Annotated in this window: 17 protein-coding genes, 2 tRNA genes and 2 rRNA genes; 11 read left to right on the forward strand and 10 right to left on the reverse strand. The window is 29.0% G+C overall.

Features of this window, described 5'->3' with window-relative positions:
* Positions 1 to 5: 5 nt before the first annotated feature.
* Genes AMYT_RS10080 through AMYT_RS10090 form a run of 3 tightly spaced genes read right to left on the reverse strand, consistent with a single transcriptional unit; the run spans position 6 to position 2,998 of the window.
* Positions 6 to 383, reverse strand: coding sequence for a DUF6394 family protein (locus tag AMYT_RS10080; RefSeq protein ID WP_114842408.1), 378 nt, complete (start codon positions 381 to 383; stop codon positions 6 to 8).
* Positions 370 to 2,112: an FMN-binding glutamate synthase family protein gene (locus AMYT_RS10085; RefSeq protein ID WP_114842409.1), complete on the reverse strand. Its 1,743-nt coding sequence runs from the start codon at positions 2,110 to 2,112 to the stop codon at positions 370 to 372. Before AMYT_RS10085 ends, AMYT_RS10080 begins: the two co-directional genes overlap by 14 nt.
* Position 2,113: 1 nt before the next feature.
* A complete protein-coding gene (locus AMYT_RS10090; protein WP_114842410.1) occupies positions 2,114 to 2,998 on the reverse strand; it encodes a DMT family transporter in 885 nt (294 codons plus the stop codon).
* Between the two features lie 157 nt (positions 2,999 to 3,155).
* Between AMYT_RS10090 and murA the strand changes: the two genes are divergently transcribed.
* From murA to AMYT_RS10105, 3 genes are read left to right on the forward strand one after another with little or no spacing between them, the layout of a single operon-like run.
* Complete coding sequence (gene murA, locus AMYT_RS10095; RefSeq protein WP_114842411.1) at positions 3,156 to 4,421, forward strand: UDP-N-acetylglucosamine 1-carboxyvinyltransferase; 1,266 nt, start codon at positions 3,156 to 3,158, stop codon at positions 4,419 to 4,421.
* 9 nt (positions 4,422 to 4,430) lie between these two features.
* Positions 4,431 to 5,525 (forward strand): hypothetical protein, encoded by a 1,095-nt coding sequence (locus AMYT_RS10100; RefSeq protein ID WP_114842412.1) that lies wholly within the window; start codon positions 4,431 to 4,433, stop codon positions 5,523 to 5,525.
* A complete protein-coding gene (locus AMYT_RS10105) occupies positions 5,525 to 6,133 on the forward strand; it encodes an HNH endonuclease (RefSeq protein ID WP_114842413.1) in 609 nt (202 codons plus the stop codon). Before AMYT_RS10100 ends, AMYT_RS10105 begins: the two co-directional genes overlap by 1 nt.
* Here AMYT_RS10105 and AMYT_RS10110 read toward each other — a convergent pair.
* Positions 6,130 to 7,680 (reverse strand): type II secretion system protein GspD, encoded by a 1,551-nt coding sequence (locus AMYT_RS10110; protein WP_114842414.1) that lies wholly within the window; start codon positions 7,678 to 7,680, stop codon positions 6,130 to 6,132. The genes AMYT_RS10105 and AMYT_RS10110 overlap by 4 nt on opposite strands.
* Positions 7,681 to 7,735: 55 nt before the next feature.
* Positions 7,736 to 8,314 carry a YigZ family protein gene (locus AMYT_RS10115; protein WP_114842415.1) on the reverse strand — a complete coding sequence of 193 codons (579 nt, stop codon included), beginning with the start codon at positions 8,312 to 8,314 and terminating at the stop codon, positions 7,736 to 7,738.
* 107 nt (positions 8,315 to 8,421) lie between these two features.
* Here AMYT_RS10115 and tlyA point away from each other — a divergent pair, with 107 nt between their 5' ends.
* Genes tlyA through AMYT_RS15255 form a run of 3 tightly spaced genes read left to right on the forward strand, consistent with a single transcriptional unit; the run spans position 8,422 to position 10,211 of the window.
* Positions 8,422 to 9,129, forward strand: coding sequence for a 23S rRNA (cytidine-2'-O)-methyltransferase TlyA (gene tlyA, locus AMYT_RS10120; RefSeq protein ID WP_114842416.1), 708 nt, complete (start codon positions 8,422 to 8,424; stop codon positions 9,127 to 9,129).
* The gene (locus AMYT_RS10125) at positions 9,098 to 9,943 is read left to right on the forward strand and encodes a bifunctional riboflavin kinase/FAD synthetase (RefSeq protein ID WP_114843187.1); all 846 of its coding nucleotides are present in this window, start codon (positions 9,098 to 9,100) and stop codon (positions 9,941 to 9,943) included. The genes tlyA and AMYT_RS10125 overlap by 32 nt, the downstream gene beginning before the upstream one ends.
* Positions 9,936 to 10,211 carry a transposase gene (locus AMYT_RS15255; RefSeq protein ID WP_407657358.1) on the forward strand — a complete coding sequence of 92 codons (276 nt, stop codon included), beginning with the start codon at positions 9,936 to 9,938 and terminating at the stop codon, positions 10,209 to 10,211. Before AMYT_RS10125 ends, AMYT_RS15255 begins: the two co-directional genes overlap by 8 nt.
* A 32-nt stretch (positions 10,212 to 10,243) precedes the next feature.
* On the opposite strand, the gene AMYT_RS10135 is transcribed toward AMYT_RS15255, so the two are convergent.
* Positions 10,244 to 12,652 carry a methyl-accepting chemotaxis protein gene (locus tag AMYT_RS10135; RefSeq protein ID WP_114842417.1) on the reverse strand — a complete coding sequence of 803 codons (2,409 nt, stop codon included), beginning with the start codon at positions 12,650 to 12,652 and terminating at the stop codon, positions 10,244 to 10,246.
* 143 nt (positions 12,653 to 12,795) lie between these two features.
* On the opposite strand from AMYT_RS10135, the gene cmoA reads away from it, so the two are divergent.
* The 5 genes from cmoA to AMYT_RS10160 are packed head-to-tail and all read left to right on the forward strand — an operon-like array spanning position 12,796 to position 17,395.
* A complete protein-coding gene (gene cmoA, locus AMYT_RS10140; protein ID WP_114842418.1) occupies positions 12,796 to 13,503 on the forward strand; it encodes a carboxy-S-adenosyl-L-methionine synthase CmoA in 708 nt (235 codons plus the stop codon).
* Positions 13,504 to 13,518: 15 nt separating this feature from the next.
* A complete protein-coding gene (gene bcp, locus AMYT_RS10145) occupies positions 13,519 to 13,989 on the forward strand; it encodes a thioredoxin-dependent thiol peroxidase (RefSeq protein ID WP_114842419.1) in 471 nt (156 codons plus the stop codon).
* Positions 13,990 to 14,000: 11 nt separating this feature from the next.
* On the forward strand, positions 14,001 to 15,197 hold the full coding sequence (locus AMYT_RS10150; RefSeq protein WP_114842420.1) for a plasminogen-binding N-terminal domain-containing protein: 1,197 nt from the start codon (positions 14,001 to 14,003) through the stop codon (positions 15,195 to 15,197).
* Positions 15,197 to 16,585, forward strand: coding sequence for an FAD-binding oxidoreductase (locus tag AMYT_RS10155; protein WP_114842421.1), 1,389 nt, complete (start codon positions 15,197 to 15,199; stop codon positions 16,583 to 16,585). Before AMYT_RS10150 ends, AMYT_RS10155 begins: the two co-directional genes overlap by 1 nt.
* 3 nt (positions 16,586 to 16,588) lie before the next feature.
* On the forward strand, positions 16,589 to 17,395 hold the full coding sequence (locus AMYT_RS10160; RefSeq protein WP_114842422.1) for a YihY/virulence factor BrkB family protein: 807 nt from the start codon (positions 16,589 to 16,591) through the stop codon (positions 17,393 to 17,395).
* An 816-nt stretch (positions 17,396 to 18,211) separates the two neighbouring features.
* Here the strand turns inward: AMYT_RS10160 and rrf are convergent.
* The 4 genes from rrf to AMYT_RS10180 form a co-directional block, all read right to left on the reverse strand.
* Positions 18,212 to 18,327, reverse strand: a 5S ribosomal RNA gene (gene rrf / locus AMYT_RS10165).
* 114 nt (positions 18,328 to 18,441) lie between these two features.
* Positions 18,442 to 21,355 (reverse strand): 23S ribosomal RNA (locus tag AMYT_RS10170).
* A gap of 275 nt (positions 21,356 to 21,630) precedes the next feature.
* Positions 21,631 to 21,706, reverse strand: a tRNA-Ala gene (locus AMYT_RS10175).
* 19 nt (positions 21,707 to 21,725) lie between these two features.
* A tRNA-Ile gene (locus AMYT_RS10180) sits at positions 21,726 to 21,802 on the reverse strand.
* Positions 21,803 to 21,836: the final 34 nt, after the last annotated feature.

Genomic DNA, 21,836 nt, shown 5'->3' on the forward strand with positions numbered 1-21,836 from the left:
AAACCCTATCTTTTAGATTTAATTGTTTCACCAACATATAGTGCAACAGATGTGATATTAGCAAGTAAAGCTCCACCTGATAATGAAATAATCATTCCTACTATTTCTTTATCAACACTATAAGCATATTCAGCTACTGTCCAAATAGTTGCAGCAGCAATTAATTGAATATCAGCAACTAATGAAGTTGCCAATAAAACTGAACCCATTTGTGTTTTATCACCAAGTTTCATTGTTGTAGCTATAATATTTATAATAATTGCAGCAAAAAGTTCATATTTGCTATGCATTTCTAAAGAATCCATATCGCCATAAAAAAATCCAAAGTTTAAAGTCATAGCTAAAATAATAAAAAAACCTGCAATTACCTTATCTAGATTCATGGTATTCATCTCCTAAATCTTTACCAATATCAAGTCTTCTTTTAAATACATTATCTATATTATCATGTACTTTAGAGTCTTTATCTACAAATATTAGCCTATGTTGATTTAATTGATTAACATTTTTTAATCCCATTACAGCAAGTAAACTTCTTACACCTTTTAATAGATTATTATGATAGTCTCTTACATATTTTGCATGTTTATATACAAAATATTTTTTTCTTTTTTTCTTATTTTGAGTTGCAAGTCCAACAGGACACTCGTGGCCATTCGTTCCAGAACAGTATCTAGCTCTAATACACCCTGCACTCATCATAAAACCTCTTGCAATTTGTACAAAATCAGCACCCAATGACATAATAATAATTAAATCATCTGGTGTTAAAACTTTTCCACTTGCAACAATTTTTACTTTATCTCTTACCCCATAATCTTTTAAAATTTTATTTACTAAATATATAGAGTCTCTTGCATTTAACCCAATTCTTTCCATCATCTCAATAGGAGCAGTTGCACTTCCACCACTTCCTCCATCAACAGATATAAAATCAGGATAAGCTTTATTTCCCTCATCAATTCTTTTTCTTATTTCTTTTGCAAATGGTTCAATATTTTCAATATCTGAAATTACTATTTTAATTCCAACAGGTTTTCCAGATAACTCTTGTAAAGTCCCTACAAAATCAAATAACTCTTCTATTGAATTTGCATAAGGAAATCTATTAGGTGAAAATAAATCTTTATGTGGTTCAACATTTCTATAATAGGCAATTGCTGGAGTTACCTTTTCAGCAATTAATTTACCACCTGTTTGTTTTGCACCCTGAGCAAGCTTAATCTCTGTCATTTTACAAAATCTCATAGTTTTTTGATACCTATCTGGATCAAAATTTCCTTTTTTATCCCTTGCCCCATATAATCCTGAACTTAATTGTAAAATAATATCAGGCATATCTTCAGGAACTTCAGTTGGAAAGTTTTCTAAAGGTGCTTCCCAATTTGGTCTATGAAAAATTTCTGTTTTTAAATCGAAAACATAAGTTTCTGCTTCTGGGTCCTTTTTAAAAACTAAGCTTCTATAAGCATCAGCAGCCATTGCACCATTAAATAGTTTCTGCACTAATCTTTTAACTAACTTTTGAAATAAAGTTCCATGAACAACAGTCATATATTCAGGTTTATAATTTCTATGTGTAACAAAGAAATTTGATGTTAAACCACCCTCTCCTGAGTTAATAGGAAAATTACCCATAAAAGAACCTCTAACAAAAGCTCTTGTACCCTCAGGTGAAATAGAACCATCACTCATAGCTGATCTTGCAATAATTGATTTAGCTGTATATGGATATTTTCTATTTTCTCCAAATGATACTTCAAAATGAGTATCTACTTCATTTTCATTTAAAACAATTGTTGCATGCCTTAACATAAATTTTGGTTTTGGCAAAGGTTGAGAAGGAGAAAAAGAAGCATAGTTTGGTAAATCTCTTGCAGCTTTATATACCCAATCAAGTTTATCTTTTGACTCATAAAATTTTTCATCACCAAAATATTGTCTAAAAGGTTCTCTAAACTCTTCAAAAAGATACCTTAACCTACCTATAATTGGATAATTAACTAATAATTGATGGTCTCTTTGTACATATTTATCATGTACATACCAAGCAATAATAATAATTACGAAAAGACCAATCATAATATCAATGATTAACACTAAATCATTCATTCTAATCCTTTTTTAACGAAACTAAAAATCCACTCACTACTATTAAAAGTATACCTAAAACAATCCAAATATCAGGAAAAGAATCACCTAGAATCATACCTAAAATTATAGAAAATGCAATATTTGCATATGAAATTGTTCCAATAATTCCTGCTTTTGCACAAGAATAGGCTTTTGTCATATAAATTTGTGCATATGTTGCAAATAATCCCAAAAAAACAATATAAATCCAATCTTCACTCTTTGGCATTACAAAAGAAGCCAACATAAAATCAAAAGTAGGATTTGTATAAAATTGTGAAATTATCATTAAAATTAATGGACCTAAAGTTCCAATTCCCATAAAGGATAAAACTATTGCCCTACTATCATAATATTTTTTAAGTTCTCTAATAGAAGTATATGCTAAAGCAGCACCTACTCCGCATAAAATTCCTAACCAATCAGTTTTATCTAAAGAACTTCCATCAAATTTTGTAATAAATAAAATACCAATAAATCCTATAAATACTCCAAGCCAACCTTTAAAGGCTAATTTTTCTTTTACAAAAATATAAGCAAAAATCGCAGTGAAAATAGTAGAAGTTTTTGAAAAAGTCATAGCTTCAGCCAATGAAATTTCTGAAATATTATAAAAAAACATTAAAAGTGCTATAAAACCTACCATTCCCCTAAAAATTAGAAGTAATGGTTTTCCTCCTTCTTGAACTAAAGGTTTTCTATAAATAGAAAATAAAATCAAAACAACTCCAAATAAATTTCTAAAAAAAACCACTTCAACTGAGCTAATAGAGTCACTAAGTTCTTTTGCACTAGCACCCATAAAAGCAAAAAGAAGTGAAGCTATTAACATATATTTTATACCAAGTGAGACATCTTCTTTCATTACTTATCCTAAAAAATTTAAAAGCAAAATTCTATTAAGTTTCAAATTAAACATTGATTATTATTTATAGCTACTTAGATATACTAATTTTTTTAGCAACAATTTGATAGAATGTACCATCAAAGATAAGTCTATTAGATTAAAAAATAGGAATATAATGAAATATTTAAAAATTTTCGGTAAAAAGAAATTAAATGGAGAAATCTCTATTTCAGGTGCTAAAAATGCTGCTTTACCTCTACTTGCTGCAACAATCTTAGCAAAAAACAAAATAAAAATAGGTAACCTACCTGATGTTGTAGATATAAATACTTTATTAAAACTTTTAGAAAAACTTGGTAGTTCTTATGAAAAAAATAAAAATGAAATATTAATAGAAACTTCAAAAATAAATAATACAAAAGCAACTTATGATATTGTAAAAACTATGAGAGCTTCAATTTTAGTTTTAGGACCATTACTTGCTAGATTTGGTCATTGTGAGGTTTCTCTTCCTGGTGGCTGTGCTATTGGACAAAGACCTGTTGATTTACACTTAAAAGCTTTAGAGCAAATGGGTGCTAAAATTGAAATTAAAAATGGATATATTCAAGCAACTTGTGAAAATGGATTAAAAGGTTCTAAAATTGTATTTGATAAAGTTACAGTTGGTGGAACAGAAAATATATTAATGGCAGCAAGTTTAGCCACAGGAAAAACTACAATTATAAATGCTGCAAAAGAACCTGAAATTGTACAACTTTGTGAAGTATTACAAAAAGCAGGTGTGCAAATAGAAGGTGTAGGAACTTCAAAGCTTGTAATTGAAGGTACTGATGGAAAACTTTTAGAGTTTAAAGATTTTAATATTATTCCAGATAGAATTGAAGCTGGAACATATATGTGTGCAGCAGCTATTACAAACTCAAAACTAACTATTAAAAATATAATTCCATTACATCTTGAAGCAATTATTTCTAAACTTGAACAAATGAATTTTGAGATTATTCAAGCAGAAGATCATCTTACTATTTTACCTACAGATGAAATAAAACCTGTAAATATTATTACTTCTGAATATCCAGGTTTTCCAACAGATATGCAAGCTCAATTTATGGCACTTGCAACACAAGCAAATGGTGTTAGCACTATTGATGAAAGGCTATTTGAAAATAGATTTATGCATGTTAGCGAATTATTAAGATTGGGTGCAGACATACATTTAAATGGAAATATGGCAACTATTATTGGAACACCTAATAAATTAAATGGTACAGATGTAATGGCTACTGATTTAAGAGCTTCTTCTGCACTTGTTCTTGCTGCACTTGTTGCGCAAGGGGAGACAAATATTCATAGAATTTATCATTTAGATAGAGGATATGAAGATCTAGAAGGCAAACTTAGTCAAATTGGTGTTGATATAAAAAGATATGATGAATAAAGGGTGAAGATGAAAATAGAAATATCATTATTTAAATTTGATTATAAATCAGACTATTTACCATATTATAAAAAGTATTTTTTAAAAATTGAAAATGAAAAAACTTTATTGGATATTTTAAATAGTATAAATAATATTGAAGAGTTTTCTTATGAAAATAAACAAAGTTTTGAACTAGTAGTAAATGGTTTATACACTGATTGTTCAGTAAGTATTAAAGAGCTAGTTTTAAAACTTGGAAATGAATTAACAATTGAGCCAATTTCAATTAGAAGAGTTATGAATGACCTTCTTATTAATGAAGATGACTTTAGAAACAAACTATTAATATTAGAAGAGTTTTTAAATGAAGATGATATAAAAAGATATGAAGAGTATAAAAGATACTTTTATGCTTCAAATAGCTTAAGATTAAAAAAAGAGTATATTGGTGATGCCATAATACTTTTAGCAAGTGATATAATAGAAGAAAATGCAAGTTTAAAAGATGATATTTTAGATAAATTCAAACAAGAAGAATGTTCTTTAGAGTTTCATACAAGTTTAGAAAATAAATTATTTAAATTTGATAAAAGTATAGAAAATAGAATTTTAAAATTAAAAGAAGAACTAAATTTAATAAAAGAAATTGAAAAGCAAAATTTTAAAATAAATAAAAGTTCTTCAATACAGTTTGCCTCATTTAAAGAAGAAAAGGAGATTAAACATACTTTTAAAGAGTTTAATATTGCATATTATTCACAAAAAGAGTGTGAAAAAACAACTTCTCTTTTAAATAAACTTAAAGCAAAAATAATCACTTTAAAAAGTAAAAATAATGATTTGGCAAAAACAACTTTTCATATAAATCAAGAGTTTACATTTCAATTGGCTTCAGAAGTTATCTTAGAAGCTTTTGATAATGAAGCTGATTTTTTGGTAGTGGATAATGAAGCTGATTTTTATTTATTTGATTTTAATAGAAAAGAGTTAGAAAGAGTTTCAGGAAGAGAAGTATCTTTACCAATACTTTATACAAATGAACTTTCAAACTTAGCTTATGGCTATTTTGATGAAGCAAAAAAAAGCTTAATAAAACACTATATTAATCCTGAGATAATATAATGAGACTTGAAGCTGACTTTATAATAACAGGAACTTTAATAATTTTATTATTGGTTCCTTTATATATTTATAGAAAAAAAGTATTTAAATTTTTATATAGAAAAGGTGATTTTAAAAGCTTTTTTAATGATGTAAAAAACTATTTAAATTCTGAATATCCTAATATACCTTTTGATTATACTTTGAATAGTAGAATAAAAGAGGAAAAGGATATTAAAATAAAACAAACTTTACTTGTGGAAGATCTTGTATCTCAATTTACTGAGTATGAATATACAATTCAAACTCAAAACTCAATAAATAAAGAGCTTTTATGGAGCACTTACGATCAAAATTGCAAGCCTTTAAAAGATAAACTTCCAAGTGATTGGCCAAAAAGAAAAGAGTTTACTTTTAAAAGAGATAAAGAACAATGTAAAAGATGTGGACATAAAGTAAAATTATATGATGCTTATATTTCTTTTATAAAACCTATTTCAGAAGGTGGAGGATATAATTTTGAAAATCTAATTACTCTTTGTGTAGATTGCAATAAAATTATTAATAAAACCTCATCAAAAAACTCTTTAATTGAAGAACATCTTATGAAAAAAGTAACCCATCATTAAAGGTTAAACATCTCTTTAACCATTTTTTTATGTTCTTGTTTATATTTATTTGTTTTTTGCATTTTAAGTTTTTTTTCTAAATAATCATTTTCTAACTCTTCTAATTTTGAAAGTTCATTTCTTAAATATGTTAAATCTTTATCTTTTGGAACAATATATGGAGTTATAATAACAACTAGATTTTTCTTTATATTTTTACTATTTTTATATTTAAAAAACTCTCCCAAAATTGGTAATAAAGAGAAAAAAGGAATACTTTCATCTATTTTTTCCTTTTTATTTTCTATTAATCCTCCTAAAATAACACTTTCTCCATTTGAAACTATTACTGTTGAAGTTATACTTTTTTTAGTAGTATCTGGTTGATTATTTGTTATTGTATTTTTTACATTTTCTAAAATGGTATTTATTTTTAATCGTATTTTATTATCATTTGCAACTCTTGGTTTAACTTCTAGCTTTAATCCCACATCTTTTCTTTCATAGGAATAAGAAGTATTTCCTCCGGTTGTTGTTTGAGAAGAAGTTTTCAAAGAGATACTTTCACCTATATAAATAGAGCTTGTTTGATTATTTAAACTTAAAATTGAAGGTTCTGAAACTATATCTAAAGCATAATTTTGATGCAATAATGATAAAGTTGCACCTAAAGCAAGTGAAGAGTTTAAAGTTGGAAGAGTTAAACCTATTTTTTTTATATCAAAAGGTATTGCTTCTATTTTATTTAAAGAAGCAACCAAAGAATAGATTCCTGCATTTGTTGTTTTTGCAGAAATTAGGTTATATCTTATCCCTACTTCATTTACTAAATTACTATTTAATTCAACAATTTTTGCTTTAAGATATACTTGGGGTTCATTTTTATCAAGTTTTTGTATTAACTCTTTTATTATTTTTAAAGAGGAGTCTTTCCCTGATAAAATAAAAGAGTTTGATTCAACTTCCATTGAAAAAAATATATTTTCTATATGTTTTTCTTTTATAAATTTTTCTATAATACTATTTAAAATCTTTACTTCTATATTTTTTAAAGAGATAATTTCAGTAATATTTTTTTCTTCTTTTATATCAAGATTCTTAATATAAGAGCTAAACTCCTTAAGTTCATTTACTTCACCAAGGATTAATAAACTATTTGAAGAGTTAAATTTGGTTATTGTTAAATTTTTATAAAATTTTTCTTGAATTTGTTTTATTTTTTTATAATAGTTATTAATATCTGAACTTTTTAAAACTAGGTATTTATATCCTATTTCATCTTTTTTCTTATATTTTTCAATATACAAAATTCCATTTTTATCAACTAAACTATAACCATTTGTTTTTAAAGTATATTTTAATAGCTCAAAAAGTTCTTCTTTTGTTAGTTCTTTATTTGAAATAAAATCAATTTCTCCTTCAATTTGACTATTTAATAAAATATTTTTATTTAATATCTTTGAGCAAATATAAATAAACTCTTTTAGTTGTAAATTTCTAAAGTTTACTTTTGAACTTGCATAAATAAAAGAAGTAAGAAAAATTAAAATAAATATAAACTTTCCCATATTTTATCCAAAATAGTAATATATGAAATTATATTTACTTTAAACTTAAATAATATTAATAATTATTTATTAATATATTTCTTGGTAATTGTTCTAGTAATTTTAAAAATTTTTCTTCTGTTGCTTCTAAAATTAGATTAATTGAAGTTGTAAACTCTTTATTTATTATTTCAATCTCATTTTGATTTAATAAATATTCCACTTTTGATAAATCACTATATTCACAATTTATAAATTTTTTTAATAGTTTTTCATATGAAAATAAAATACTCTTTTCTATAACTTTATTAACTGCATCACTATATGCCCTAACTAAACCACCAGTTCCTAGTTTTATTCCACCAAAGTATCTTACAATTATTACTGCTGTATTTATTAATTCATGTCCAGCTAATACATTTAAAGAAGGTTTTCCACTTGTTCCTTTAGGTTCACCATCATCACTACTATTTTCTACTATTTGTTCAAAGTCATTTAAATATCTATAAGCATATACATGATGTCTTGCTTTTGGATGTTCTTCTTTTAATCTTTTCATTTCCTTATCAAAATCCTTATAAGGAAATAAGTATGCAATAAATTTTGACTTTTTTTCTTCAAAAGTTTCATTAAATTGTTCTTTTACATATTTCAAACATAAACTCTTTTATCTTTATTAATCTTTATATATATTAAAACATTTTTTCTCTTATGAGGTAATAAATAACCATTTTTTGATAAAATTTATAATATAATCCGCCTATGAGATTAGATCTATACCTTACACAAAATTATGATATTCAAAGCAGGAATAAAGCTTGTGAATTAATTAAAGCCAATAAGATTCAAATTAATGGCAAAATTATTTGTAAACCTTCATACCTTGTACAACAAGATGACTTAATAGATATTTTAGAAGATGATTTTTATGTAAGTCGAGCAGCTTATAAACTAAAATATTTTTTAGAAGAATTATCTTTAGAGTTAATAAATAAGCAAGCATTAGATATTGGAAGTAGTACGGGTGGATTTACACAAATTCTTTTGCAAAACAATGTGAAAAGTGTAACTTGCGTTGATGTTGGTTCTAATCAATTACATGAAAAAATAAAAAATGATAATAGAATAAATTTTTATGAAAATACTGATATAAGAAATTTTAGAGTTCAAGAAGCCTTTGATATTGTAACTTGCGATGTCTCTTTTATCTCAATATTAAATATTTTAAATGATATAGATACTTTGGCAAGAAAAGATATTATTATTCTTTTTAAACCTCAATTTGAAGTTGGTAAAGAAGTAAAAAGAGATAAAAAAGGTGTAGTAAAAGATACTAAAGCAATAGCACTAGCTAGGGAAAATTTTTTAGCCTTTACGAAAAAATTAAATTGGAATTTAAATTATAGTTCTTATAGTAAACTACAAGGAAAAGATGGAAATGAAGAAGAATTATTCTACTTTAGTAAATAAAAAAGAGATTACTTCCATTGCAATAGGTGGATTTGATGGAATGCATATAGCACATCAAAAACTATTTGAAAAACTTGATAAAAATGGTGCTGTTGTTGCTATTGAATCAGGATATACAAATATTACACCAAAAAGTTTTAGACAAGAATATACTAATTTTCCAGTTTATTACTACATATTGGAAAATATTAGACATTTAGATGGAGAAAGTTTTGTTAAACTTTTAAAAGAAGAATTTCCAAATCTAAAAAAAATAGTTGTTGGATTTGATTTTTATTTTGGAAAAAATAGAAAATATAGTGCTCAAAATCTTCTTGGACTTTTTAAAGGTGAAGTGGTAATAATAGATGAGATTTGTAATAATAATGTGGCCATTCATTCAAGATACATTAGAGAATTTATAAAAGAAGGAAATATAAAAAAAGCAAATTGCTTTTTAGGTAGAGAGTATAAAATAGCAGGCGCACAAGTAAAAGGACAAGGTTTAGGTAAAACTGATTTTGTTCCTACAATAAATCTAATTGTTGAAGATTTTCTTTTACCAAATGAAGGTGTTTATATTACAAAAACTATTTTAAAAGATGAAGAATTTAATTCTATTACTTTTTTAGGGCATAGAGTAACAACAGACGGAAGTTATGCTATTGAAACTCATATTTTAAATAAAAATATTGAAGATTTTAAAGGAAAAGTTGAAATTAAATTTATAGATAAATTAAGGGAAAATAAAAAATTTAATAGTTTTGAAGAGTTGAAAAATCAAATCAATAAAGATATAGCGCAAGCTGAAAACTATTTTAATACAAATAAATAGTACAAACTCTACTTTTTTTAAATATCCTAAAACTATTCAGACTTTAATTTATACAACGAATCCAATCGAATCATTAAATTCAAATATTAAAAGGAAGACAAAGTCTAAAGGTTCATTTCCAACAGTTGATTCAGCATTTAAACTATTATACTTAGCAACACAGGAGGTTCAAGAGAAATGGAAAAATTCTAGGATTAGAAATTGGAGTGAGGTTTATCCTCAACTTAGCATATTTTTCAGTGAAATTATGGAAAAATATACTAAGTAAGAAAATAGGTTTACACAGTTTATTTTACAGGCTCAAAAGCTCTCCCATTCATCATCATTTTGCTTTGAAGAAATTACCTTAGGTTTTATTTCTTTTTTTTCTTCAAGTTTTTTAACTTTTTTATTAACTTCATAATTTACTTGAAAAGATTTTGAAGAACTTTTTTTCTCTTCAACTACAATATCATCTTTTCCAATAAAATCACTTTTGTTTGCTTCTTCAACTAACTCTTTTGCAATAAAATAAGTTTCTCTTGAAATTTCATTAGTCTTATCAGCAATAGTTGCATTTTCTTGAGTAAATTTATCTAGTTGATTTACTGCATCTGCTATTTGTGTCATCCCTATTGTTTGCTCTTTTGCTGCATTTGTTACATCATCTATTAAACTATTTGTTTGATTTATTTTCTCTTCTAATTGTGAAAACCCTTCTATCATTGAGGTACTTATTGATTTCCCTTCATCTGCTTTTACTGTTGCATTCTCTACTAAATCTTTTATCTCTTTTGCTGCTTCTGCACTTCTACTTGCTAGGTTTCTTACCTCTTGTGCTACTACTGCAAATCCTCTTCCTGCCTCTCCTGCTGTTGCTGCTTCTACTGCTGCATTTAAACTTAAGATATTTGTTTGAAATGCTATTTGATCTATTACTGTTATGGCTTCATTTATTGCATTTACTTGTTCATTTATCTCATCCATTGAGCTTACTGTTTTTGTTGCTAACTCTTTTCCTTTTAATGCTGAGTTTTTTGTATCTGATGAAATTCTTAGCATCTCTTGTGCTTTTTCATTTGTATTTTTTATATTACTTGTTATCTCTTCTATACTTGCTGCTGTCTCTTCTAATGATGCTGCTTGACTTGTGGCATTTTTACTTATTGTCTCTACATTTTGTGATAACTCTTTTGAACTATTTTCTAATTTTAATCCACCAAGCTTATTATCTTTTAACATCTCTGTAATCATTTCATTTAAAGAACTTATCTCTTTACCTATTGTTCCACTATTCTCATCAAGTTTATTTATAAAATTTGCTTTTGAATATTCTAATAAAACAGCTTGTAATTTATTAATATCTTTTCCTACAAAATTTTGTAAAGTATCAAGCATTTGATTAATTAAAACCTTTAACTCATTTAAAGATGCTGTATTTGATGAATTTTCAATTCTTTTTATAAAAAAACCTTTATTAACTTCATTTACTACATTTTTTACATTTTCAATAAGAAGATTTTCTTTATTAATATTTTCTTGAATTGCTTCAACATTTTTATTAATTTGTAAAGCCATTTGACCAAACTCATCTAAACTATTTATTTTTATACTAGTTGTTTGATTTGTTTGTTTATTTAAATATTTAAAAAAATCATCTAAACCATTTTTTATTAAATCTAAATTTCTATTTAAAACTCTTATACTTACTAAAACTACAAGAATAAGAACTAATAAAACTACAATACCAGAAATAATAGAAAAGTTTTTAATAAATTTTGCATTAACTAAAAACTCTTCTTCAGGTGCACTTACTATAAAAGACCAATATTTACCACTATTTCCAAATTCAAAAGCAGATGAATGAAAAAAAGAATCTTTACCTGTTTTTAGATTTTGTGCATAAAAATCATAATTTTCACCTTTTGATGTTTTTTCTAAAACAGCTAACACATCTTTATTTGTAGAAATATCTTTTAAGTTTTTACCTAAATTTTTATCTATTGGATGAGTAATAACACTTCCATAAGAATCAACTAGTATTCCATATCCTGTTTCAAATAGCTTTATTTCATTTACTTTTTTATTAAAAGAATCCAATGAAAAATCAACTCCAACAGCTCCAAGAAACTTTCCATCTTTAAAAACAGGAGCTGAAATAGTAGCCATTAAAACATCTTTTCCATTAACAGGATATTTATAAGGTTTTGTAATAGTTATAGTTTTTTGTTCATAAGGTAGAGCAATCCATTCTGAAGTTATATCAAATTCAGATCCTGGCTGAATTACAAAGTCATTATTACTTCCTCTTGTAACATAAGGCTGAAAAGCACCAGATTTTGTATAATAATTTGGATTTTTTTCATCTATTCCTACTTCATAAAATTTGCTGTTATCTTCAAAAGCAAACCATATTCCAAGAATAAAAGGATTGTGAGTTAATACCGATTTGAAATAACTAATTGTTCCATCTTTAGAAATTTTTTCATTGTGTTCTAAAGCACTTGTGTATTTACTTGAAAGGGAAGTAGTGACTGTAATTGCTTTTTCTAAAGTATTATTTATTTCATGTGCATTTTTACTTGCTAATTCTCTTATATAGGCTTTTGCATCACTTTCAGAGTTTGTATATGAATATGATGAAACTAAAAAAATCATTATTCCTAATGATATTAGAGTTACTGAAATTAAACTTAAAAGTAATTTCTTTCCAAAACTTAGACTTTTCATTTTCTCACCTTTGTGTCATAATAAAAAATTATATTCCTATTATTCTAAATTTAAAATAAATTTAAACACTTTTGACACTATTTTTTTTATTCTTTAATTATTTGATAAATTGTTATTAATAATCATTTTGATAAAATATTGTTATGGTAGATAAAATATTTGAAAAATCAATAAAAAAACAGTTTGAATTTGATGAAGATGTAGCATCAGTATTTGATGATATGTTAAATAGGTCTGTACCTTATTATAAACAAACACAAGAGCTTACAATCAAATTTGCTTTAAACTATTTAAATAAAAATGATGTGGTTTATGATTTAGGTTGCTCAACGGCTTCAACACTTATAGAGTTAGGAAAACATTCAAAATATGATTTAAAACTTATAGGTATTGATAACTCAAGTGCTATGTTAGCTCGTGCTTCTAAAAAATGCAAAGCCTTTGGGATTGATATAGAACTAAGAAATGATGACTTATTAAATACATCTTATGAAAATGCTAAACTTATTATTTCAAACTATACTCTTCAATTTATTAGACCTCTTCAAAGAGAAAAATTAATACAAAAAATATATAATTCACTAGATAAAGATGGTATTTTTATTTTTAGTGAAAAGGTTATTTCATCAAATAAAACTTTAAATAAACAGTGTATTGATATATATTATGACTTTAAAAAACAACAAGGTTATAGTGAATATGAAATTTCACAAAAAAGAGAAGCCTTAGAAAATGTTTTAATACCATATACTGAAGAAGAAAATAAAAAGATGATTCTAGATGCAGGATTTTCTCATTGTGAAACAATTTTCAAATGGGTAAACTTTGCAACTTTTATTGCTATTAAATAATTTAAAAGGATTACAATGTTAGAAATAGGAACAAAAGCCCCAAGTTTTTGTGCAAAAAATCAAGATGATGTTGAAATTTGTTTAAGAGATTTAGCGGGGAAATGGATAGTTTTATACTTTTATCCAAAAGATTTAACTCCTGGTTGTACAACACAAGCTTGTGACTTTAGTGCAAGTGAGCCTGAATTTGATGAACTTGATGCAGTTATTTTGGGAGTTAGTCCAGATGATACACAAAAACATAGAAGATTTATAGAAAAAAAAGAACTTACAATTACACTTTTATCTGATAGTGATAAAAAAATGTGTGAAGATTATAAAGTTTGGCAACTAAAAAAATTTATGGGTAAAGAGTATATGGGAGTAGTAAGATCAACTTTTATTATTAACCCTGATGGTGAAATTGCAGCTTTATGGACAAATGTAAAAGTAAAAGGTCATATAGAGGCAGTAAAAGAAAAATTAAAAGAGTTACAATCAAAATAAGGAATTAAATAATGAAAAGGGTTTCTACTAAAATATTATTAGCAACTACAACTATTTTTTTATCAGCAAATTTAAGTGCAAAAACTACAATTTGTTATAAAAATGAATGGACAAAACCATCAACAATTGGAAAGATGAAACTTGAGGGTGGAGAGTGTAATTCAGAATTTTCTATTCAAGAGATGAAAGAAAAAGGTTGGAATTTAAAAGATATTAAAATTACAAGTGGAGAAAAAGGACTAAATTATCAGTATGTTTTAACAACAGATGAAATTATTAAAATTGATAATAAAAAAATTGTTAAAGATATTGAAAATACAAAAACAGCTGCAACTACTACTGTTGCACAAAATCTTCAAAATACTAAAGATACAAAAAAAGTTGAAAATACTAAAATTGTAAAAAAATATATTGAAACTCCATATGTACAAACTGCTTTTTCTTTTGAAGAGATTTATGCAAAATTAGAAAATGTTCAAAAAAATGAAGCAATTATTAACAAACCTAATTTAAGAATTGGTCAAAGTGGTATTGTTGTACAAAGATATGAAAATGGGAAAAAAATTATTGTATCAAATGCCTATGTTACAAGCTCAAATGGTACTTACTCAAAAGTTAAACTAATCCCATTTACTGACTTAAAACAAGAAGCAATTCCAACTTCAAATGCAGTTGCAAAAGATGGTGATATTCTTATTTTAAACTATATGTATAATAAATCATTATTAATTACACCATCACAAGATGCTTTCCAAGTAGCAAGAGCTAAATTTGGAAAAAATACTTTTTTACATTCTGATATTTTTGCTGCAAAATTAAAAACAATTAGAGAACCTCTTCCATCAAAAGGAACAATTCAACAATTTGCAATTGATCAAAATTTAGGAACAATTTTCTTTATTATTGAAAATAAAGCTTATGTAGTTGATGCTAAAACTTTTGCTATATTAGATACTTATACATTAGCTTATAACTATTTAGATACAGAAAAGATGCCATTTTATACAAGAGTTGAAGATATTGAAAAAGCCCCATTTGATTTAATTTGGAAAAGTGTTAAAGAGTTATCATTCTTAAAAGATTTATTTGGTGATGATGAAAGAAGTGAAGAAGAAATTCTTTTAGAAGGTGAAATGAAACAAGATGATATTGTTACAAAAAACAATATTTATAATGAATATTATAAATCTATATTAGGATTAAATTAATGATTGATGCAAAACATTTAGAAGCATTAAAAAATATTGTTGGGCAAGAAAATGTTAAAGCTGATAAGGCACATTTAATTGCATATTGTTATGATGCAACAAAAGAGAGATTTGAACCTGATGCAGTTGTATTTCCAAAAGATGAACAAGATGTATCAAAAGTTTTAAAATATTGTAATGAACATAAAATAATTATTGTTCCAAGGGGAGCTGGTTCTGGTTTTACAGGAGGAGCTCTTCCAGCAAATGGAGGTATTATTTTATCTTTAGAAAGACATATGAATAAACTTCTTGAAATTGATATGGAAAATATGGTGGGAGTAGTTCAACCAGGTTTAATTAATATGGATTTTCAAAAAGCTGTTGAAGCAGTAGGTCTATTTTATCCACCAGATCCAGCAAGTGAACAATACTCTACTTTAGGTGGAAATGTAAGTGAAAATGCAGGGGGAATGAGAGCAGCAAAATATGGTATTACAAAAGATTATGTAGTTGCACTAAGAGCTGTATTACCAAATGGAGATATTATTGTTGCAGGTAAAAAAACAATTAAAGATGTTGCTGGATACAATACAGCTGGTATTTTAATTGCAAGTGAAGGAACTTTGGCTGTTATTACTGAAATTACTTTAAAACTTATTCCTAAACCAAAATTTAAACAAACATATATGGGTGTTTTCCCTGATGTAAATAAAGCTATGAATGCAGTATTTAAATCTCTAGCAAGTGGAGCAAACCCAGTTGCTATGGAGTTTTTAGATGCACTTGTTATTAAAGCTTTAAAACAAAAATTCCCACAAGTTGAACTACCTGATAATGCAGGAGGAATTTTAGTTGGAGATGTGGATGGTTCTTCTCAAGCAGAAATAGATTCACAACTTGAAACTTTAAAAAATGCCTTTGCACAATATGGTTCAATTGATTTTATTATTGCAAAAGATGACGCTCATGCAAATTCACTTTGGTTTGCTAGAAGAAATGCAAGTCCTGCTACAATGATTTATGGAACTAAAAAATTAAATGAAGATATTTCTGTTCCAAGAAGTAAACTTCCAGTAGCTTTAGATGGAATTTATAAAATTGGTGAAAAATATGGATTTAATGTACCTTGCTTTGGTCATGCAGGAGATGGAAATATCCATGTTAATGTAATGGTAAAAGACAAAACAAATGAAAAAGAGATGGAAGATGGACATAAAGCAATTGAAGAAATTTTCCAATTTGTTGTTGATTTAGGTGGAACATTAAGTGGTGAACATGGAATAGGTCTATCAAAAGCTCCTTTTATGAATATCGCATTTACAAATGCTGAAATAGAGCTATTTAGAAATATTAAAAAAGCTTTTGATCCTAATAATATTTTAAATCCCTTTAAAATGGGTCTTTAAAGTATGAATAAGCAAAGTCTTGTAGCACAATATATAAAAAGTTTTATTGATTTAGTAGATTCTTTTTTTAATGATGATACTACTTATTATGCTGCAAGTCTTAGCTTCTTTACAATTTTTTCTATATTACCAATAATTGCCCTTTTAATTGCAATTATCTCTTCTATGGAGATTTTTCAAGGATATTTAGATATTTTTATTTCATATGTTTTTGATATATTAAACCCTACTCACTCAAAAGATTTTATTAACTCTTTTAAAAATTTTATTTCAAATTCTAATCAATTGGGATATATTGGATTAATTTATATGATTTTTGTATTTGTAATGTTTTTTAAAGATTATGAATATATTGTAAATAAACTTCATAAAACAAAAAGAAGACCTATTTATAAATCATTTTTATTTTATTTGATATTTTTAATTGCTTTACCTTTTTTATTTACAATTTCTGATATTTTATTATCTTTAAATAAAAGCTCTTTTTTAAACTCTCTTACAACTTTTATTATTGCTTGGTTTATCTTTTTTATTCTTTTTAAACTAAGTGTAAATAAGTTTGTATATACAAAAGCAGCACTTATTTCTTCTTTTTTTACTTTAATTATCTTATCAATTACAAAAAATCTATTTGTCTATTATGTAGTTTATAATAAAACCTATTCTACTATTTATGGCTCACTTGCTACTTTGCTTTTTTCATTTTTTTGGATTTATATTTCTTGGATAATCTATCTATATGGAATAAAAATGTGTCATAGACTAAATATTCAAGAACAATTAAAAAAAAGAAAGTTTTTAAATAAATAACTATTTTAGAATTTTACTTGCTATTTATTTTTATTGAAAATATTCACACTTTTATCTAGTATTCAATTTATTAAGGGAAAAAGCCAGACTTTATTGAAGCCAAAAATAGGAAGATAATTTTCGAGAAAGCCTGAGGACTGTCTAAAATAAAAAGAGTGATTTTTATAAGTTATAGCTTATACTTTTTAGTTCATTAAAGTTAAATTACTAGATAAAAGGGTGAGCATTTGAAAAATAGCGTAAAGAATATTTTTTAAAATTCGTAAAGAAATTGTAACTTGTTTGAGGCAAGAATTTGCCGAGTCTTACAATTTTAGGATTTTAAAAAAGATTTAGCGTAATTTTTCATCTAGCGAACGATTTTTTTTGTTTACTTTTTTTATAAAAAAAAAGTATTTCAGTCTAAATATTAATTATAGAAATATATATTTATAAGTAGAAAATACAATAAGAGAATAAAACTTTTTATATTTCTTTTTTTAATTACCTTTCTTTAACCGTAAAGAAAGGTACAAAGAAACTCCCAGACAAGTTATTGAAGGCATAAATGCTTCCCAAAAATATTATTCTAATTTTCTACCTTGCGGAACTTATAAAAAAAGTGAATTTATCACTCTTTTTATTTCAAACAATCCTCAGGCTTTCTCGAAAATTATCTTCCTATTTTTGGCTTCAATAAAGTCTGGCTCTTTTTCTAGTAATAAAAGATAAAAGTAAAATATATATAAAAAAACAAGGTAAAAAAAAAGCCTCTATCGAAATCAACAGTAAATATTGACTTAGATAAAGGCTAAATTGTTATATAAAAAACTCAAGAGCTGGCAGAGACCTACGTTTCCACAACTGAAAGCTGCAGTATTATCAGCGCTGAAGTGCTTGACTTCCAGGTTCGGTATGGGTCTGGGTATTTCCACTTCGCTATATCCACCAGCAAGTTGAGTGATAAAAATAGTTCTTCTATTCTTAACACTCAACTTTGTGAGTTTTTTGTTAAAGTCTTTTACACAACTTTTATATTTAATAAGATAGTAAACCAAAGAATTGTAAAAAAAAAGCCAAACGATCTATTAGTACTAGTCAGCTAAACAACTTTCATTGATTACACATCTAGCCTATCAACCTCTTAGTCTTAGAGGGATCTTCAGGGAAAGTTCATCTTGGAGTTGGCTTCGAGCTTAGATGCTTTCAGCTCTTATCTCATCCGTACGTAGCTACCCAACGATGCTCTTGGCAGAACAATTGGTACACCAGTGGTACGTTCATCCCGGTCCTCTCGTACTAGGGACAAATCTCCTCAACTTTCCTACGCCCACGGAAGATAGGGACCGAACTGTCTCACGACGTTCTGAACCCAGCTCGCGTACCGCTTTAAATGGCGAACAGCCATACCCTTGGGACCTGCTCCAGCCCCAGGATGCGATGAGCCGACATCGAGGTGCCAAACCTCCCCGTCGATGTGAGCTCTTGGGGGAGATCAGCCTGTTATCCCCGGCGTACCTTTTATCCTTTGAGCGATGGCCCTTCCACTCAGAACCACCGGATCACTATGACCGACTTTCGTCTCTGCTCGACATGTACGTCTCACAGTCAGGCTAGTTTATGCCATTATACTCAGCTGGCGATTTCCATCCGCCATGAACTAACCTTTGTAAGCCTCCGTTACTTTTTAGGAGGCGACCGCCCCAGTCAAACTACCCACCAGACATTGTCCTAGTAGAGGTTTACTCTACCTAGTTAGTAACTCAAATATTCAAGGGTGGTATCTCAAGGGTGGCTCCGACTCTACTGGCGTCTAGTCATCTTAGCCTCCCACCTATCCTGCACATGAATATCCAAGCTACAGTGTCAAGCTGTAGTAAAGGTGCACGGGGTCTTTCCGTCTTTCCGCGGGTAGGAGGAATTTTCACCTCCACTACAATTTCACTGGATCCCTGGTTGAGACAGCTCCCATCTCGTTACGCCATTCATGCAGGTCGGTATTTAACCGACAAGGAATTTCGCTACCTTAGGACCGTTATAGTTACGGCCGCCGTTTACTCGGGCTTCAATCAAATGCTTCGATTGCTCTAACATCATCAGTTAACCTTCGAGCACCGGGCAGGCGTCACACCTTATACATCCACTTACGTGTTAGCAAAGTGCTGTGTTTTTGGTAAACAGTCGGGAGGGACTCTTTGTTGCAACCTTTCTAGCTTTTTGAAGCAAGTTCATATACCAGAGGAGGCACACCTTATACCGAAGATACGGTGCTAGTTTGCAGAGTTCCTTAACCAGGGTTCTTCCACGCGCCTTAGAATACTCATCCCACCCACCTGTGTCGGTTTACGGTACGGGCAACATATAATATACTTAGTGGCTTTTCTTGGCACGACAGTATCATCGATTCCAAACGCTCTCCTAAAAGATTGTTCGGCCTGTAAGATCTCGGTCTCGTGATACCCGGATTTGCCTAAGTATCAACCTACTTCCTTCGAGCCACACTTCCATCAGTGACCTCGATTAACTCTATGCGTCCCCACATCGCGCTTATATGCTGGTATTGGAATATTAACCAATTTACCATCGTCTACCCCTTTCGGACTCGACTTAGGTCCCGACTAACCCTACGATGACGAGCATCGCGTAGGAAACCTTGGGTTTTCGGCGTTGAGGATTCTCACCTCAATTATCGCTACTCATGCCTGCATGCTCACTTCTATCCGCTCCAACGCTCCTTACCGGTACATCTTCTACGCTGAATAGAACGCTCTCCTACCACTCATATATAATATGAATCTAAAGCTTCGGTGTACATCTTAGCCCCGTTATATTTTCCGCGCAGAATCACTAGACCAGTGAGCTGTTACGCTTTCTTTAAAGGATGGCTGCTTCTAAGCCAACCTCCTGGTTGTCACAGTAACTCCACATCGTTTTCCACTTAGATGTAACTTTGGGACCTTAGCTGTTAGTCTGGGTTGTTCCCCTCTCGACATATGATTTTATCACCCTACGCCTGACTCCCTAGATTCCACATGTAGTATTCGAAGTTTGATAGGGTTTGGTACCGCGGTGAGCAGCCCTAGCCCATTCAGTGCTCTACCCCTACATGCTACTTCTAGAGGCTATACCTAAATATATTTCGGAGAGAACCAGCTATCACGAAGTTTGATTGGCCTTTCACCCCTATCCACAGGTCATCCGGAGGCTTTTCAACGCCTATCGGTTCGGTCCTCCACTGGCTCTTACACCAGCTTCAACCTGCCCATGGATAGATCACTTCGTTTCGGGTCTGCAGCATCTGACTTAGTCGCCCTATTAAGACTCGCTTTCGCTACGGCTTCGTACTTGACTTAACCTTGCCAGATACCACAACTCGCAGGCTCATTATGCAAAAGGCAGTCCGTCACCCTGTTAAAACATAGGGCTCCGAATGATTGTAAGCTAATGGTTTCAGGTTCTATTTCACTCTCCTCGCTGGAGTACTTTTCACCTTTCCCTCACGGTACTTGTTCACTATCGATCTGTAAGTAGTATTTAGGGTTGGAGGGTGGTCCCCCCGGCTTCAGTCAAAATACCACGTGTTCCGACCTACTCAGGATACCATTTGAGCTATTGATAATTTCGTATACAGGAGTATCACCTTCTATGCTATAGCTTTCCAACTATTTCTACTATCATCTTTAGTCTCTTATTATGGTCCTTCAACCCCCTATGCAAGCATAGGGTTTGCCCTCTTCCGCGTTCGCTCGCCGCTACTTACGGAATCTCGTTTGATTTCTCTTCCTCTGGCTACTGAGATGTTTCACTTCACCAGGTTAGCCCCCCGTAGGGTAACATAATCTTCATTATGCTGGGTTGTCCCATTCGGAAATCTTCGGATCAATGCCTCTTGACGGCTCCCCGAAGCTTATCGCAGTCTAGTACGTCCTTCATCGCCTCTTACAGTCTAGGCATCCACCATTAGCCCTTAATAGCTTTCTTTGTATAAATTAAATATTCCTATTTAATCTACCTTTGATAATTATTCCTTGGCTACTATCTTATTAAACATAAGATAGTTGTGTTTTCTTTTTTGAAATTTTATTTTTTATTAAAACTTTCGTTTCAATAAAACTCTTTCGAAAAATTTAAAGACTTTAACATTGTGTTTTTAAATAACTTTTAGGTTTTTTAAACCTAATATAAAAACTAATCTCTTTTAGTTCTTATATTAAGTTTCTTTTCTCACCTTATTTTCTTCTTTTTTATTTATAAGTTGGTGGAGAATAGCGGGATCGAACCGCTGACCTCCTGCGTGCAAGGCAGGCGCTCTCCCAGCTGAGCTAATTCCCCATAAAGATTATCTTTCTTATGGTGGGCCTAACAGGACTTGAACCTGTGACCTCACGATTATCAGTCGAGCGCTCTAGCCAGCTGAGCTATAGGCCCCTTTCACCTATCTTTAAATAATCTTTATAAACTG

It is taken from the genome of Malaciobacter mytili LMG 24559, from assembly GCF_003346775.1.
GTDB lineage: Bacteria > Campylobacterota > Campylobacteria > Campylobacterales > Arcobacteraceae > Malaciobacter > Malaciobacter mytili.

What these genes read in the sequence shown, in the direction of transcription:
- AMYT_RS10105 (WP_114842413.1), top strand. Translation starts at nt 5,525, where the DNA reads ATGAGACTTGAAGCTGACTTTATAATAACAGGAACTTTAATAATTTTA.
- cmoA (WP_114842418.1), top strand. Translation starts at nt 12,796, where the DNA reads ATGGTAGATAAAATATTTGAAAAATCAATAAAAAAACAGTTTGAATTT.
- AMYT_RS10160 (WP_114842422.1), top strand. Translation starts at nt 16,589, where the DNA reads ATGAATAAGCAAAGTCTTGTAGCACAATATATAAAAAGTTTTATTGAT.
- AMYT_RS10080 (WP_114842408.1), bottom strand. Translation starts at nt 383, where the DNA reads ATGAATCTAGATAAGGTAATTGCAGGTTTTTTTATTATTTTAGCTATG.
- AMYT_RS10085 (WP_114842409.1), bottom strand. Translation starts at nt 2,112, where the DNA reads ATGAATGATTTAGTGTTAATCATTGATATTATGATTGGTCTTTTCGTA.
- bcp (WP_114842419.1), top strand. Translation starts at nt 13,519, where the DNA reads ATGTTAGAAATAGGAACAAAAGCCCCAAGTTTTTGTGCAAAAAATCAA.
- AMYT_RS10135 (WP_114842417.1), bottom strand. Translation starts at nt 12,652, where the DNA reads ATGAAAAGTCTAAGTTTTGGAAAGAAATTACTTTTAAGTTTAATTTCA.
- AMYT_RS10110 (WP_114842414.1), bottom strand. Translation starts at nt 7,680, where the DNA reads ATGGGAAAGTTTATATTTATTTTAATTTTTCTTACTTCTTTTATTTAT.
- AMYT_RS10150 (WP_114842420.1), top strand. Translation starts at nt 14,001, where the DNA reads ATGAAAAGGGTTTCTACTAAAATATTATTAGCAACTACAACTATTTTT.
- AMYT_RS10155 (WP_114842421.1), top strand. Translation starts at nt 15,197, where the DNA reads ATGATTGATGCAAAACATTTAGAAGCATTAAAAAATATTGTTGGGCAA.
- tlyA (WP_114842416.1), top strand. Translation starts at nt 8,422, where the DNA reads ATGAGATTAGATCTATACCTTACACAAAATTATGATATTCAAAGCAGG.
- murA (WP_114842411.1), top strand. Translation starts at nt 3,156, where the DNA reads ATGAAATATTTAAAAATTTTCGGTAAAAAGAAATTAAATGGAGAAATC.
- AMYT_RS10125 (WP_114843187.1), top strand. Translation starts at nt 9,098, where the DNA reads ATGAAGAAGAATTATTCTACTTTAGTAAATAAAAAAGAGATTACTTCC.
- AMYT_RS10090 (WP_114842410.1), bottom strand. Translation starts at nt 2,998, where the DNA reads ATGAAAGAAGATGTCTCACTTGGTATAAAATATATGTTAATAGCTTCA.
- AMYT_RS10100 (WP_114842412.1), top strand. Translation starts at nt 4,431, where the DNA reads ATGAAAATAGAAATATCATTATTTAAATTTGATTATAAATCAGACTAT.